Raw genomic sequence first — 14,964 nt, forward strand, 5'->3', positions numbered from 1 at the left:
GGACGAATGAAAACGCTGACAGAAGATGAAATAATTGAACAACTGGACGAGCAGGAACAGTTGCTCAATTGGTTACAGAAGGCAAATGAGATTTTATTTTCTGCTGTCAAAACCTATTTGCCACAGGTGTTTGTCAATAACGATCCCGATATACTCGAATATGCAGTAAAGCCATTGCTGGCAAAATCTGGCCCTTTGGACAATATGGATGTCTCCCTGCGCTTATTGTACGCGCTGGGGAAAATCAAAAAAACCGTTTATGCCGATATCATCTGTCTTTCACAATTTAGCCAGCATGTGCAGGCAGAAAATAGCTCGCTGAGCTTTCATGATGAAATGACCTTTGATTTTATTGCCAACCTTAATGCCATTACGGAAAACGAACAGCTTTTCAGTGCGATAAGAAAGATGAAGTTTTCCAGCTTTGAGGTTTTTAATACCGAGCGCTACGGCAACATGATTAAAACCGGATTAACGCTGGCGGTGACTTCGCTGTTAAAGGAACTGACCAATGAAAATAGCGCTAACTGTTAATGGGCTGACGATCGATGCCTTTTTTGCCGATGAGGAGGTCGAGCAGGTACATTTACCTTTACTGCGCCTGTTGGCCCAAAAGCAGCAGCAAAAGGGGGCGCGCCTGGTGGTATTTCTGGCGGCACCTCCCGGCAGTGGTAAATCGACGCTGACGGCCTTCTGGCAGCATTTATCGGCACAGTGTGATGAATTACCGGCATTGCAAACTCTGCCGATGGACGGCTTTCACCGTCCTAACTCCTGGCTTGATGCGCAAGGGTTGCGCAGCAAGAAGGGAATGCCAGAAACCTTTGATCGTCAGCAGCTTGAGTTGGCGTTGGCTTCACTCGATCAACCACGTCCATTCTGGCCTAACTACGATCGCGTGTTGCACGATCCGGTGCCCAACGCTATTGAGGTGACTGCGTCGGTAACGATCGTAGAAGGTAACTGGTTATTGCTTGATGAACCAGGTTGGCGCGATCTGGCACGCCACAGCGACTTAACGTTATTTATTCAGGCACCAGCACAGCAACTACGGGCACGGCTGATCGAGCGTAAAATGCGTGGTGGTTCAACACTGGAGCAGGCCAGCACCTTTTATCAGCAAACCGATGGGCCAAACGTTGATAGGGTATTGCAGCACAGTTTGCCTGCCACTATTACCCTCCTGTGGGATAACGGTGGCCTGCGCTGTTCGGAAGAGTTACTTACCGGCGGCTAACAGATCCAATGCATCGCGAATGCCGGTAACTGACAGCGCGCGGTTATCGGCACGGTAGCGGTCTTGTGCGGCGGGTGCAGAACTCTGGATAGCGATAAGTCGCCAGCCTTCTGCGGTCTTCAATATCAATGGGGAACCGCTGTCACCGGGTAAGGTATCACACTGGTGTGATAGCACGCCCTGTTGCGCCCAACCGGTGACTTTACAATTTTGATGGCTGTACAGATCGTCCAGATGATCTTCTGGATAACCGGCCTGGGTGACCAGGCGCTTTGCCAGCTTTAAGGTTTGCGTTAACGCTTTTCCGTCACCTTGCCATAATGGCAACGGTTTAATCGCCAGCGGCTTGTTATCTTTTAACCTGATCAACGCAAAATCATACGCTGCCGCCGCCGGTGGCACGATCCAGCCGTCGCCATCCGCCTTCAGCTTTTTACCTAATGACTTATCGACCAGCGTTTCGATATTTTCTGTCTGGTATTGCCAGCCTTTGCTGCCGGAAATAAAGCGCAGCGCCACGGCCTTATCAAGATTGCCGGGAGGGGCCAATACGCAGTGGCCTGCGGTGAGCGCCAGATGAGGGGAGATCAGCGTAGCGGTACACAGGTTGCCACTGGCGGTTTCTACCTGACCAATGGCCTGCCACGGCCAACCGCTGGTTTCGGTGACTTTAATTCGGTCATCTTTGCCAAAAAACAGACGGGTTTGATCGGCCGCAGACGCCTCGGAAGGGCTATCAGCATGCGCAGAATGGGATAAAGCCAAAGGAAATGAGCACAACAACAGTAAAACAGAGATGCGCATAGGTTTCTTGCCTGACAAATTCGGATCATCCATAGACACACTGAATGCTAACTATAGACTGATTTAGCCGCGGTGTAGATGGTCGGTGATTGATTTTCCGATAATTTCCTGAGAAAAATCGGAGCTTACAGATAAAAAAAGCTGGCGATGAGCCCGCAAACGATCAGGGTGCCAAGGATGATTTCGAACCGATAGCGACGCAGCATAGACAACCCCCGATGAAAAAACACCCGGCGAACCGGGTGTTGAACAACTCTGACCAGAACAGGTGAGGGGTGCCTCACGCCGGTTGACTATCAGGCAGCCGGAGTTGCTGCTTTCTTGCTGGAATTTTTGTGATGCTTTTTAGCTGCTTGAGCTTTCTGGGCCGGGGCTTTTTTGCCGCTGGCTTTATGGTGCTTTTTGGCCGCCTGAGCTTTTTGCTCGGTGGTTTTCTTCGCGTGATGTTTTTTCACGTGAGTAGTTTTAGCCGGTGCTGTCTGAGTAGTGGCGGCTGGTGCAGCAGCAGGAGCGGCAGCTTCAGCGGCGAACGCGATAGATGACAAGCCCATTGCAGCGGCAACAACCAGAGCTAATACTTTTTTCATCGGTAGATCCTCAAATGTCTGTTGGTTTGTAACCCCACTGCGGGGCCGTTGAAACAATCTTATGCAAACCGAGGATTACTTTCCGTGAGTGATTGGTTTCGGCGTGTAACCTAATGTACGAGTACCTGGGGGAGGGAGCGTTGCAGCTTTGCAGGCCGTGATAGCTAGCATATTTGTGCTGCTGTCACGGATGATGCTGAACACCGCCACGCAGTGCGTGTATCAAAATAAACTAAATTAGTTACAACATACATTGATGGTTGTGCAAACTTCTCTCCTGTGGCACCAGTGCTGTAGGAGAGAACGTACACTATGGAACATCCGCAGGCTTAGTAGGTAGAAATAGGGCAGGATACTATTACGGCAGGCATGCCGGTGCGCAATGCCCCGGAAGATTCACGCTAACGTAATCCTATCCCCCGTCGCCGGGCTAATCGTTTTAGGCAACCACAATTGCCCCCAAGGACCGGTGCAATGGCAGCCCATTACTTTCTCGGGTTTGATTTGTTTGAGAAAACGCTGTACCTGCAATAAGCGTAGCGGAGAGGCATATCTCAGGTGAAAGCCGCCAATCAGCGCGTGGATCTTATCGATACCGGTGATCTTCTGGCAGTGCCGCACAATATTGATTATTCCCCGGTGGCCGCAGCCAGTGATGATAATCAGACCTCGATCGGATTTATAAATCAGCACTCCTTCATCGGCGACGTAATCAGGGGATTGTTGGGCATTTTCAATAATGCCGTAGGCTTTGGGGGCAGGCACCTCGATTTCACCGGACCAGAGGAACCGCTCACTGATTTGCACCGGGGTTCGTGTCAACTCCATGGCGTGGCGCGAGTAATCCACTTCCGGCGATAAACGTTTGATTTTTTTAACGCGGCCCAGAAGATTAACGGCGGCATAGCGCACGTCTTGCACGCCGGGGTGGCAAACTATTCTGCTGTTATCGGGCAACCAGGGGACGCCACCGCTGTGATCGTAATGGCCATGCGAGAGCACGGTAGCGGTCAGGTTGTCGAGGTTAATCCCCATTTGGGCAGCATTCTGTAAAAAACTGCCGTCCGGCCCGGTATCAAAAAGCACGCTGTCTGATTCATCCTGAACTAGCAGGCTCAACCCGGCTTTGGCGATTAACGCTTTATCCGCCCCGGCAGCCCGACGGTTTTCAAGTAACACATTGATGGTTAGGGTCATGTGGACTCTGTTTGGCAAATCCGTACGTTAAGCTATACCAGTAACACCTTAACGTACGGAGGGGGCGGAGATTACAGGTAACGGCTTTCCAGATGCCGGCGGAAATAGCTTGGGTCTAACGTCTTACCCGTGGCGTTGGTGATCAACGTATCGGTAGGGTAACGGCTGGCGTGACGCCAGATGTTTTGCTGTAACCAATGGAATAGCGCGGTTAAATTACCGGCAGCAATATCTTCGCTCAGCTTGGGCATTGCGCTGCGAGCACTGTCGAACAGTTGGGCCGCATACATGGCACCCAAGGTGTAAGTTGGGAAGTAACCAAAGGCACCGTCCGTCCAGTGGATGTCTTGCATACAGCCGTTGCGATAATCGCCCACGGTATCCAGGCCAAGGTAGCTGTGCATCTTCTCATTCCACAGCGCTGGAATATCTTCTACCTCGATCTCGCCCTCAATCAACGCACGCTCGATTTCATAGCGTAATATCACATGGGCAGGGTAGCTGACCTCGTCGGCATCTACGCGGATCAGGCCAGGCTTTACCCGTTGATTAAGGCGAATAAAGTTGCTTTCTTCCAGGGCCGGTTGTTCACCAAACTGATTGACGATCAGCGGCCGCAGGACTTTCAGGAAGTCACTCCCGCGAGCCAGCTGCATTTCAAAGAACAGGCTTTGTGATTCGTGGATCGCCGTCGACCGAGCTTGCGCCACGGGCTGACCCAGCCACTCACGCGGCAGGTTTTGTTCGTAACGGGCGTGGCCGGTTTCATGCACGATGCCAAGCAGCGCGGTAAGGAACTCTTTCTCGTTGTAGCGTGTAGTGATACGCACATCTTCCGGCACGCCGCCGCAGAACGGATGAGCACTAACGTCAACCCGGCCACCATCAAAGTCAAAGCCGAGCAGCTTCATCACGCTCAGGCTCAGCTTACGCTGGGTGTCGACATCGAACGGACCTTGCGGGATCAGGCAAGGCTCTTGCTGCTGTTTGGCGACCACCTTTTGCAATAGGTCGGGCAACCAGGTTTTCAGATCGCCAAAAATACGGTCCAGATCGCTGCTGCGCATGCCAGGTTCATACAGATTGAGCAACGCATCATAACGGCTGACACCCGCCGCCTGTGCGCGGATCTGCGCTTCTTCACGGCTCAGTTTGACCACCTGGCGTAGGTTATCACTAAAGCCTTCCCAGTCGTTGGCCGGGCGTTGTGCTCGCCAGGCATGTTCGCAGCGCGCACCTGCAAGGGATTTGGCTTCGACCAGCGCTTCTGGCACCAGCACGGCATTATCATACTGTCGGCGCATTTCGAGCAGGTTGGCACGGTCAAACTCATCCAGCGCTTCTTGTTGCGCACGGTCGAGCAGTTCACCCGTTTTCTGTGCCGTCAAGATTTGATGCTTCAACACGCTCAATTCCGCCAGGGCTTCGGAACGCGCCTTATTGCCACCCGGCGGCATCATGGTTTGCATGTCCCAGCCACTGATGGCTGAAAGGTGGTCAAAACGCGAAAGGCGGGTGAATAGGGCGCGAAGTTGGCCGTAGGCCGTAGAGGATGATGCAGATGTCATTTATTCAACTCCATAGTGGGTCCGTTGAGCCAACGGGGCCGGATCGTTATGCCGGTTCTGTTTTGGTATCTAAAGGGGGTTTAATCGGCCAGCAGAAGCGGAAACTGGCGCCGCCCAAAGAGCTTGCCTCCACAAAGACCTGGCCCTGATAGGCCACGGCGATGGAATGCACGATCGCCAACCCAAGCCCGCAGCCACCGGTAGCGCGATCGCGGCTGGGATCGAGGCGGACGAAGGGTTCGAATACCCGTTCGCGCTCTTCTGGCGGAATACCTGGGCCATCGTCTTCCACCTGCAGGCACGCGGCGTCACCGTCAAACCACAGGCCAACGCGTAAACGCCGTTCGCTATAGCGCAGGCCATTGTTGACCAGGTTGTCTAACACGCGCTCCATCAGCCGCAGATCGACGCCGCCAAAGTCACCGACATGCGGGATGTTCAGCTCAATGTCGCGCTCTGGATGGATCAACTGGATATCGGCCACCTTATCCTGTAGCCAGCCGGGCAAATCGATAGGCTCAATATTCAAGGCTACCTGAGGCCGATCCAGACGCGCATAGGTCAATAGCTCGTCGATCAGGGATTCTAGCTGGCCGATATCCCGATTCAGCGCCTGCTGCTCGCCGTCGGTCAGGTTATCGCTCATAGCCAACCGGTAGCGCAGGCGTACCAGCGGAGTCCGTAGCTCATGGGCAATACCGTCAATCAGCTGCTTTTTACTGACGATCAGCGTGTTGACGTTATCGGCCATCTGATTAAAAGCAACGCCAAGCCGGTAAAGACTCGAGGTGGGCACAAAGTGTGTACGTTCATCGAGATGCCCGGCCCCCAGACGTTGGGCGGCATTTTCCAGTTTCAGCAAGTCTTGCCAATGCGGGCGCATCCACAGGAATACCGGCAGGGCCAGCGATAAGCCGATAAAAATCAGCAGCACCAAATCCAGGATACGCATCTGGTGCAGATAAAACAGATAAGGGATAGGGCCAACGACCAGCACGTAGTGGCTACGGGGAATGCGCTGCATAAAGGTGTAGCGATCGTCCAGCGCGATAATCTCCCCCAGGTGCAGCCGCTTGGTGAGGTCTTCATTCAGGTTCTGCTTACCGAGAGGCTCGATATGCAGTTTGAACGACAGGTTTAAATCCAGGGTGGCGATGGTTTTGTTCCAGTCCTTTAGCGGGATCTCCCGCAGCTCGCTGCGCATCAGATACAGCGAACTCTTCATCAGGTCGTCCATCGATTGGCGCCCGGCACGTTCGGCGGTGACCTTGTAAACCAGACCAACCAGCATCGCCATCACCAGAAAGCAGACGAACAGCAGTAAAAAGAACTGCACGAACAGTTTTCTCATTGTTGCACCGATGCCCAGGCGTTGGGGGCAAACAGATAGCCTTTGTTACGCACGGTCTTGATGCGAAACGGCTCCAGGGCATTGTCATACAGCTTGCGGCGCAGGCGTGAGATGGCCACATCAATGCTGCGATCCATACCGTCGTAGCTGACGCCGCGCAGGTTTTGCAGCAACGCTTCACGGGCCATGATTTGCCCGGCATGGGTCGCCAGCTCCCACAGCAGATCGAAATCTGAGGTGGAAAGGGTGACGATCTCTTCCCCCAGCGTCACTTGGCGGTTGACCGGATCGATGCACAGCAAACCAAAATGCACGGCATTATGCTGGGTGATGTTCTGTGTTTGCTCTTCTTTTGGCTGGTTGCCACCGTGTTGGCGCAGGTGTAAACGCAGGCGAGCCAGCAGCACCGCAGGCGGTGTGGTTTTCAGGATGTAGTCATGCGCACCCATTTCCAATGACAGGATGTGATTCATATCGCTGTCCAGGGAGGTGAGCAACACGATCGGGCCGGGATAAACCGGGCGCAGATCGCGGCATAGTGTCATCCCATCCTTGCCGGGTAGCATGATATCCAACAGCACCAAGTCTGGCTGTTCCCGCTCAATACAGGCCTGTGCCGTATCGCCACGGGGTTCGATGATGACGTCAATGTCATGTTTGCCCAGATAGGCGGCAATCAGCTTGCCAACTTCAGGATCGTCTTCTACAAAAACAATTTTAGTCATAATAGGGTGGTTTTATAGGAAAAACGGCATCCAGCATAGCGCGCTGATCGGTGTTGCGCCATGCCCATTATTCAGCGCAGCGGTCGCCCGCCATCCACGCCGTGAGTGCGCCCGGTGACGTAGCGGCTGCCCATCAGATAATCCACCAGATTGACCACTTCACTTTCCCCTGGGGCGATCTGCATCAGGGATTTGGTCAGCGCCTGCTGGCGATAGGCTTCATCGTCACCGGTGTTGAACATAATTAGTGCCGGGGCAATGGCATTGACTTTGACGTCTGGGGCCAGTTTACGGGCAAAGGAACGGGTCATATTATCCAGCGCGGCCTTGCTGGCTGCATAGGCAATGTGCTTGTCGCTGCCTTTCTCCACCACATAATCTGTCAGGTGGATGATATCGGCACCCGCTTGCCCTTGGCCAAGCAGGCAGGGCTCCAGCAGTTGGTTTAACAGGTAGGGAGTGTAAACGTGGATCTGGAGCATTGAAGCCATCACCTGTTCCGGCGGAGTCTCGGCGGATTCTGCCAACCAGGCACTAGCGTTATGGATCACGGCGCGCAGCTTTGGAGCAACCTGTTTTACCTGATCGGCAAAACGATAGATCCCTTCGTGTGCAGAGAAGTCGCCCTGCAGGCAGATCGCGCCAAGGTCTTGGAGTTCGGCTAATGCCGGGTATTCACTGCGATAGGCGATAATGACCGGAACGCCCCGCTGTAAGAACGACTTGGCCAGAGCCAGCCCAATTCTGCGGGCACCGCCGGTGATCAGCACAGGGGCCGAGTTGTGAGAGACCATCGAGTAAAGCTCCTGAGCAAACTGGCAAACATTAAGGTAATTATGCCATTATACGTCAGAAAGCGGATAACGCTTGCCATCGATGACATTTCAGCACTGGCCACCAGAAGGGTAACGAAGATGAACAACGATCATCTTGCATTCGTCGCGCGCAGTGAGAGAGTCTGTTTTGACTACACCCATTTTTTATCTGCCTCCTGTAAGAAGCAGTGGCGTTTTATCGATGCAATCTATGGTGTGATGCCCATCTTTGGCATGGTAGTGAAATCGCGCGTGGCAGACTCACGCTCACGTCAGGAACAATTGAAAGAGTTGGCGTTACAGGTGGTTTCGACGCAGGTCAGCGATGAGGTCAACATTGTTCGCCTGATCGATCTGGCCCGGCAGCAGCAGTTGGTGGTGTTTGATATTCAACTGCCGTATCCGCTGGCGGCGGAGCAGTTGGTCGCCATTGAGAAAGAGTGCGGCGAATCGGTGGTAGTGACGCAGGTGGGCGAGCGGATCACCATTAACGCCCAACCGGTGGGTGGCAATTAACCGGGTGAATCACCCGGTTAATTGGGTCGATCAATGTAACATAAACCATCCGGCCGGGAGGGTTGCGGCCAACAGCAGCATAACGGTGCTTTTCTCTAGCCGGTTGAGCAATTTAACATCCTGATGTCCACTGCGGGCATACATAAACACCAGCAAGCCAGGTGCATACAGCAGTACCGACATCAACAGGTGCATCAGACCTGAAGCATAGAGTAGCCACAGCCCATACAGGCAGGCACCGCTGGCGGCGAAAATCAGACGCTTGTCCTGCCGCTGACGCGCCACCTTGAACAGGAAGGCTCCTACCAGGAAATACGGCACCAGGATCATCTCGGAAGCGATGGTCAGCAGCGAGTTGTAGTTGCTACCGGTCAGCCAGATAATCACCAGCGCAATTTGCACCGCACCATTGGTCAACCACAAAGAGGCGGACGGGGCGTGGTTGCGGTTTTGCTTGCGGAAAATCTTGGGGAAAGCACCGTGTTGAGCGGCCAGCAGAGGCACTTCGGCCGCCATGATGGTCCAACTGAGGTAAGCCCCGCAAACCGAAACGATCAGGCCAGTGGCGATGATCACATCACCCCAGGGGCCGATCAGATCAACCATCAGCACCGCCATTGACGGGTTACGCATTTCCGCCAGCTCACTGCGTGGCACCACGCCGAGCGACAGCAGGGTGATCACCAGATACACCGCCAAAGCGGAAATCACGGCCAGCATGGTGGCGCGGCCAACGTCCTTTTTCTGCCGGGCACGGGCGGAAACCACCACAGCACCTTCAACACCGATAAACACCCACAGGGTGATCAGCATGGTGTCTTTAACCTGTTGCCAAACTGGTGTACCAAGGGCAACGCCGTGGAAATCCAGGGTAAAGGTCTCCATGCGGAACGCGATAGCGGCCAGCACGGCAAAGAGGCCGAGGGGCAGCAACTTGGCTAGGGTGGCCACCAGATTGATGCTGGCCGCCGTTTGCACGCCACGCAATACCAAGGCATGGACGATCCACAGCAACAAGGATTCGGCGATCAGCGCCTGCCAGGTATTGCCATCACCCAGGATCACCGTGCCGCTTCGGTCAGTAAACAGGCTCAGTGCGGCAAACACGATCACCAGATAAGAGACGTTGGCGATCACTGCACACAGCCAGTAACCCCACGCAGAGCAGAAGCCTACCAGTTCGCCAAAGCCTTCTTTGGCGTAGGTGAAGATGCCACCGTCCAGATCGGGGCGCAGGCGTGTCAGCAGCAACATGGCAAAGGCCAGGAACAGAATACCGACGCCGGTGATGGCCCAACCAATCAGCAAGGCCGCCGGGCTGGCAACTTCGGCCATATTCTGTGGCAGGCTAAAGACGCCTGCACCCAGCATTGAGCTGAGCACCAAGGCGGTTAACGCGGTAAGACCAAGTTTTCTTTCCAATGATGGATCCCGAGACAGAATAAACAACTATGCGTTCCGTGCAGGCCAGCCATAACGTCATGGCAATTACCGCAAGGGCAGGCAATGGAGCTAAAAATTGGCGCAAATTCTAAGGGGAGATGCTTGCGGATGCAATGATTGGTTATGCGCGATGGATAAAAACTTATTCAGCAGCGGCATAAAAAAAGGCTGCACGGTGGCAGCCCTTCGAGCAAGGAGACAACAGTGATTATTTGAACAGATCGGCGCTGACGGTCAGGTTGCCGCCGCTCTTGTTCTGCCACTGGCGCGTCACATGGTAGTACTTGGCGCCTTTCTCAGCGGCACGCTTGGCCACTTCGGTAGAGACGTCTGTCATGCTGTTGAAGTGGCCGGTAAAGGTCACGGAATCAAACGGCACCATCTGCGCTGCAGTGACGTTATTCACTTCCTGGATCTTGGTCCCGTTCGGCAGAGTTACAGTGTAACGCTGGCCGGTAGACGTCTGAGTCTCGAAGAAGCGGCCAACGTCGCGGGCTGGTGAGCCGGAAGAGGCAACGCCTGGGATCTCGACCTTGGCGGCTTCTGCACCACCGGCAGCCAGCATGGCTTTACCGGCTTCAGAATCGGCAGGTACGGCATCCGGGCTCTGCACCATACGTTTCGGCGCATCGGCTTTATAGATATAAGCGGTAATGAACTGGTTGCCGCCCTGGTTGGCATCCACCTGACGCACGATAAAGAACGAGGCAGCGCCTTTCTTCTGTGCGGCTTTGGAGATGGCATCGTTGATGTCTGGCTGGCTGCGGTAGAAGCCGCTGACGGTCACGGTATCGTAAGGTTCAAGCAGGAAGGCTTCGTCCTTCGGCAGCTCTTTCACACCGTTAATCACGCGGTACTTGGTCTCTTTGCTGACTTCTGGGGCATCTTTATGATAGACGTCTGCGGTGACGCGCCAGTTGCCGCCATTGTTACTGTTGTTGATGTCCTGGATATAGAAGGCATCGGCCCCCATTTTATCTGCACGGCGGGATACGGCATCGGCAGCTTCGTTGATGGCAATAAAACGGCCGGTAATGGTGATGCGATCAAACGGCTTGATGGCCGCTGCTTTCTCAGGAGTTAACTCTTGCGCGGCATGCACAGACAGCGCAGTAAGTGATAACAAGGCTGATGCGATGATCGTGGTCTTCAGCTTCATAAAAAATCCTTTCGCCAAGCGCAGTAACGTTTATAACGTGCTGAACAGTTTAGGTGTAATTCAGCCGCAGATTATGCCATGTAACCTTGGCAGGTGTCTCAGCATTTTATGTGATGCGATGCGACAAAGCTGAGCCGCACTAGGTGAACCACGTTGGGCCAACAGGTTATAAGTTTCAATAATAAAGCGTTTAATCTCATTAATGTTAATTATTCACAATTTTATAACTTTTATGCTCGCTGTCCCCGGCTGACAGGAAATGGCCTAGGCCAGGTTCTGCACAATAGTGCGTTGAAAAGGGCCTTCCAGACAGTTTTTGCATCCAGATTTGAGATTTGTCATAGCCTTAGCTGCATTTTTATGTAAAAACTGACGGGTAAACGTAAGCAATTATGGATCATCGATCACATTTTCAGTAGGTTATAGGTGGCACCTTAATTTGCAGACAGGCAAGGCTGATAAAAAACTTGCCAGCCGGTGCTATCGCTATGGGTAAGACGATAATAAACATCATCAGAACAGGTGAGAAGGGAACATTATGCGTATTGGTGTACCAAGAGAACGGTTGGCCAATGAAGCCCGAGTTGCAGCAACGCCGAAAACGGTAGAACAGCTGCTGAAACTGGGCTTTACCGTCGCGATCGAAAGCGCGGCGGGAAAACTGGCAAGCTTTGAAGATGCAGCTTATCAAGCCGCAGGGGCGACAATTACCGATACAGCCGATGTGTGGCAATCGGATCTGATCCTGAAGGTTAACGCACCTCTTGAGGAAGAAATTGCGTTAATGCGTGAAGGCAGTACGTTAGTCAGCTTTATCTGGCCTGCACAAAATCCAGAATTGATGGCGAAGCTGGCGGCCCGCAACGTGACCGCTATGGCCATGGATTCCGTGCCACGTATTTCACGTGCGCAGTCCCTGGATGCGCTGAGCTCAATGGCCAATATCGCCGGTTATCGCGCTATCGTTGAGGCGGCGCACGAGTTCGGGCGTTTCTTCACCGGCCAGATCACCGCCGCTGGTAAAGTTCCCCCGGCCAAAGTGATGATCATTGGGGCTGGGGTTGCTGGCTTGGCCGCTATCGGTGCGGCTGGTAGCCTGGGGGCGATCGTTCGCGCCTTCGACACGCGCCCGGAAGTGAAAGAGCAAGTGCAGAGTATGGGCGCAGAATTCCTCGAGCTGGACTTTGAGGAAGAAGCAGGCAGCGGCGATGGCTATGCCAAAGTAATGTCTGAAGCCTTTATCAAAGCGGAAATGGCGCTGTTTGCCGCCCAGGCAGAGGAAGTGGACATTATCGTGACCACGGCGCTGATCCCTGGCCGCCCGGCACCAAAGCTTATTACCAAAGAGATGGTGGCTTCCATGAAGCCGGGCAGCGTGATTGTCGATCTGGCTGCGCAAACCGGTGGCAACTGTGAGCTGACCGTGGCCGACCAGGTGACCATCACCGAAAACGGCGTGAAGATTATCGGCTATACCGATCTGCCAAGCCGTTTGCCGACGCAGTCCTCACAGCTTTACGGCACCAACCTGGTGAACCTGCTGAAGCTGTTGTCGAAAGAGAAAAACGGCGAAATCGATATCGATTTCGAAGACACCGTGATCCGTGGTGTCACCGTGGTTCGCGATGGCGAAGTTACCTGGCCAGCACCGCCGATCCAGGTATCCGCCCAGCCGAAGCAGGCTGCCGCTGCACCAATCGAGAAAGTTGAAAAGAAACCAACCTCACCGATGGTGAAATACGGACTGATCGCGCTGGCGATCATCCTGTTCGGCTGGTTTGCCAATTCGGCACCTAAAGAGTTCCTGTCTCACTTTACCGTGTTTGCGCTGGCCTGCGTGGTGGGTTACTACGTGGTCTGGAACGTCAGCCATGCATTGCATACCCCGTTGATGTCGGTCACTAACGCGATCTCAGGGATTATCGTGGTCGGTGCGTTGTTGCAGATTGGTCATGGCGGCTGGGTGAGTTTCCTCTCCTTTGTCGCGGTACTGATCGCCAGCATCAACATTTTTGGTGGATTCACCGTCACTCAGCGCATGCTGAAGATGTTCCGCAAAAACTAAGGGGTAGCAAAAATGTCTGGTGGATTAGTTACAGCTGCATACATTGTTGCCGCTATTCTGTTTATTTTCAGCCTGGCCGGTCTTTCGCGCCATGAAACGTCCAAGCAGGGCAACCTGTTCGGCGTGGCTGGGATGGCGATCGCGCTGATCGCCACCATCCTCGGGCCGGATTCCGGTAACGTGGGCTGGATCATTATCGCGATGATCATCGGTGGTTCCATCGGCGTGTATCTGGCCAAGAAGGTCGAAATGACCGAAATGCCGGAACTGGTGGCGGTGCTGCACAGCTTCGTGGGTCTGGCTGCGGTGCTGGTCGGCTTCAACAGCTACCTGGATCACGGTACGGTCGCCATGGAGCCGGTGATGGAAAATATCCATCTTACCGAAGTGTTCCTCGGCATCTTTATCGGTGCGGTGACCTTTACCGGCTCTATCGTGGCCTTTGGCAAACTGCGCGGCATCATCTCTTCCAAGCCGCTGATGTTGCCTAACCGTCACAAGCTGAACCTGGCTGCTCTGGTGGTTTCCTTCCTGCTGATGGTGCTGTTCGTACGTACCAACAGTGTTGGTTGGGAAGTGTTCGCACTGTTGATCATGACCGTGATTGCTCTTGGCTTCGGCTGGCATCTGGTTGCGTCAATCGGTGGGGCAGACATGCCGGTGGTGGTTTCGATGCTGAACTCCTACTCCGGTTGGGCAGCGGCGGCGGCAGGCTTTATGCTGAGCAACGACCTGCTGATCGTGACCGGTGCGCTGGTCGGTTCTTCCGGTGCGATCCTGTCGTACATCATGTGTAAGGCGATGAACCGTTCGTTTATCAGCGTGATTGCCGGTGGTTTTGGTACCGATGGTTCCTCAACCGGTGACGCAGAAGAAATGGGCGAATACCGCGAAACCACGGCGGAAGAAGTAGCTGAACAGCTGCGTAACTCCACCTCGGTGATCATCACCCCAGGCTACGGCATGGCGGTGGCGCAGGCGCAGTATCCGGTAGCGGAAATCACCGAGAAGCTGCGTGCGCGTGGCATCAAGGTGCGCTTTGGTATTCACCCGGTGGCGGGCCGTTTACCGGGTCACATGAACGTGCTGCTGGCGGAAGCCCGTGTGCCGTACGATGTGGTGCTGGAAATGGACGAGATCAACGATGACTTCCCGGACACTGATACCGTCCTGGTCATTGGCGCCAACGACACGGTGAACCCGGCGGCGTTGGAAGATCCACGCAGCCCTATCGCCGGCATGCCGGTGCTGGAAGTGTGGAAAGCGCAAAACGTTATCGCGTTCAAACGCTCGATGAATACCGGCTATGCCGGTGTGCAGAACCCGCTGTTCTTTAAAGAGAACACCCAGATGCTGTTTGGCGATGCCAAGGCCAGCGTGGAAGCGATCCTGCGCGCGCTGTAATATCACTGTAGGAAAAACACAATGCCAGCCACTTCTCAGTGGCTGGCATTTTTTGTATTGAACCCTTTCTCAGAGCGAGGACCGATCGAGTTT

General features: G+C 54.1%; 14 protein-coding genes. 5 read left to right on the top strand and 9 right to left on the bottom strand.

Going from position 1 to position 14,964, the window contains the following annotated elements; all coding sequences use genetic code 11:
- Positions 1-6 precede the first annotated feature (6 nt).
- A complete protein-coding gene (locus tag A6U95_RS20335; RefSeq protein ID WP_024530167.1) occupies positions 7-534 on the top strand; it encodes an MltR family transcriptional regulator in 528 nt (175 codons plus the stop codon).
- Entirely contained in the window at positions 512-1,237 is a 726-nt protein-coding gene (locus A6U95_RS20340) for a nucleoside/nucleotide kinase family protein (protein WP_065685759.1), read from the top strand. Before A6U95_RS20335 ends, A6U95_RS20340 begins: the two co-directional genes overlap by 23 nt.
- On the opposite strand, the gene A6U95_RS20345 is transcribed toward A6U95_RS20340, so the two are convergent.
- From A6U95_RS20345 to folM, 7 genes are all read right to left on the bottom strand, one after another.
- Complete coding sequence (locus tag A6U95_RS20345; protein WP_065685760.1) at positions 1,220-2,041, bottom strand: serine protease; 822 nt, start codon at positions 2,039-2,041, stop codon at positions 1,220-1,222. The two genes, A6U95_RS20340 and A6U95_RS20345, sit on opposite strands and share 18 nt — an antisense overlap.
- Before the next feature lie 296 nt (positions 2,042-2,337).
- The gene (asr, locus tag A6U95_RS20350) at positions 2,338-2,628 is read right to left on the bottom strand and encodes an acid resistance repetitive basic protein Asr (RefSeq protein ID WP_065685761.1); all 291 of its coding nucleotides are present in this window, start codon (positions 2,626-2,628) and stop codon (positions 2,338-2,340) included.
- A gap of 396 nt (positions 2,629-3,024) precedes the next feature.
- Positions 3,025-3,825, bottom strand: a complete 801-nt coding sequence (locus tag A6U95_RS20355) for an MBL fold metallo-hydrolase (protein WP_065685762.1) — start codon at positions 3,823-3,825, stop codon at positions 3,025-3,027.
- A 71-nt stretch (positions 3,826-3,896) separates the two neighbouring features.
- Positions 3,897-5,393 (bottom strand): carboxypeptidase M32, encoded by a 1,497-nt coding sequence (locus A6U95_RS20360; protein ID WP_065685763.1) that lies wholly within the window; start codon positions 5,391-5,393, stop codon positions 3,897-3,899.
- Positions 5,394-5,439: 46 nt separating this feature from the next.
- Positions 5,440-6,744: a two-component system sensor histidine kinase RstB gene (rstB, locus tag A6U95_RS20365; protein ID WP_065685764.1), complete on the bottom strand. Its 1,305-nt coding sequence runs from the start codon at positions 6,742-6,744 to the stop codon at positions 5,440-5,442.
- Positions 6,741-7,469 (bottom strand): two-component system response regulator RstA, encoded by a 729-nt coding sequence (rstA, locus tag A6U95_RS20370; protein ID WP_021806502.1) that lies wholly within the window; start codon positions 7,467-7,469, stop codon positions 6,741-6,743. The genes rstB and rstA overlap by 4 nt, the downstream gene beginning before the upstream one ends.
- Positions 7,470-7,540: 71 nt before the next feature.
- On the bottom strand, positions 7,541-8,263 hold the full coding sequence (folM, locus tag A6U95_RS20375; RefSeq protein ID WP_024486780.1) for a dihydromonapterin reductase: 723 nt from the start codon (positions 8,261-8,263) through the stop codon (positions 7,541-7,543).
- Positions 8,264-8,383: 120 nt separating this feature from the next.
- On the opposite strand from folM, the gene A6U95_RS20380 reads away from it, so the two are divergent.
- A complete protein-coding gene (locus A6U95_RS20380; RefSeq protein ID WP_065685765.1) occupies positions 8,384-8,800 on the top strand; it encodes a hypothetical protein in 417 nt (138 codons plus the stop codon).
- Between the two features lie 30 nt (positions 8,801-8,830).
- On the opposite strand, the gene A6U95_RS20385 is transcribed toward A6U95_RS20380, so the two are convergent.
- Together A6U95_RS20385 and ydgH are read right to left on the bottom strand one after the other, a co-directional pair.
- Complete coding sequence (locus tag A6U95_RS20385) at positions 8,831-10,222, bottom strand: amino acid permease (RefSeq protein WP_065685766.1); 1,392 nt, start codon at positions 10,220-10,222, stop codon at positions 8,831-8,833.
- A 229-nt stretch (positions 10,223-10,451) separates the two neighbouring features.
- Positions 10,452-11,402, bottom strand: a complete 951-nt coding sequence (gene ydgH, locus A6U95_RS20390) for a DUF1471 family protein YdgH (protein WP_024486777.1) — start codon at positions 11,400-11,402, stop codon at positions 10,452-10,454.
- A 538-nt stretch (positions 11,403-11,940) separates the two neighbouring features.
- Here ydgH and pntA point away from each other — a divergent pair.
- Both pntA and pntB read left to right on the top strand, forming a co-directional pair.
- Positions 11,941-13,467 carry a Re/Si-specific NAD(P)(+) transhydrogenase subunit alpha gene (pntA, locus tag A6U95_RS20395; RefSeq protein WP_024486776.1) on the top strand — a complete coding sequence of 509 codons (1,527 nt, stop codon included), beginning with the start codon at positions 11,941-11,943 and terminating at the stop codon, positions 13,465-13,467.
- A 12-nt stretch (positions 13,468-13,479) separates the two neighbouring features.
- Entirely contained in the window at positions 13,480-14,871 is a 1,392-nt protein-coding gene (gene pntB, locus A6U95_RS20400; protein ID WP_021177867.1) for a Re/Si-specific NAD(P)(+) transhydrogenase subunit beta, read from the top strand.
- The last annotated feature ends 93 nt before the right edge of the window (positions 14,872-14,964 follow it).

Source organism: Serratia sp. 14-2641, assembly GCF_001692375.1.
Taxonomy (GTDB): Bacteria; Pseudomonadota; Gammaproteobacteria; order Enterobacterales; family Enterobacteriaceae; genus Chania; species Chania fonticola_C.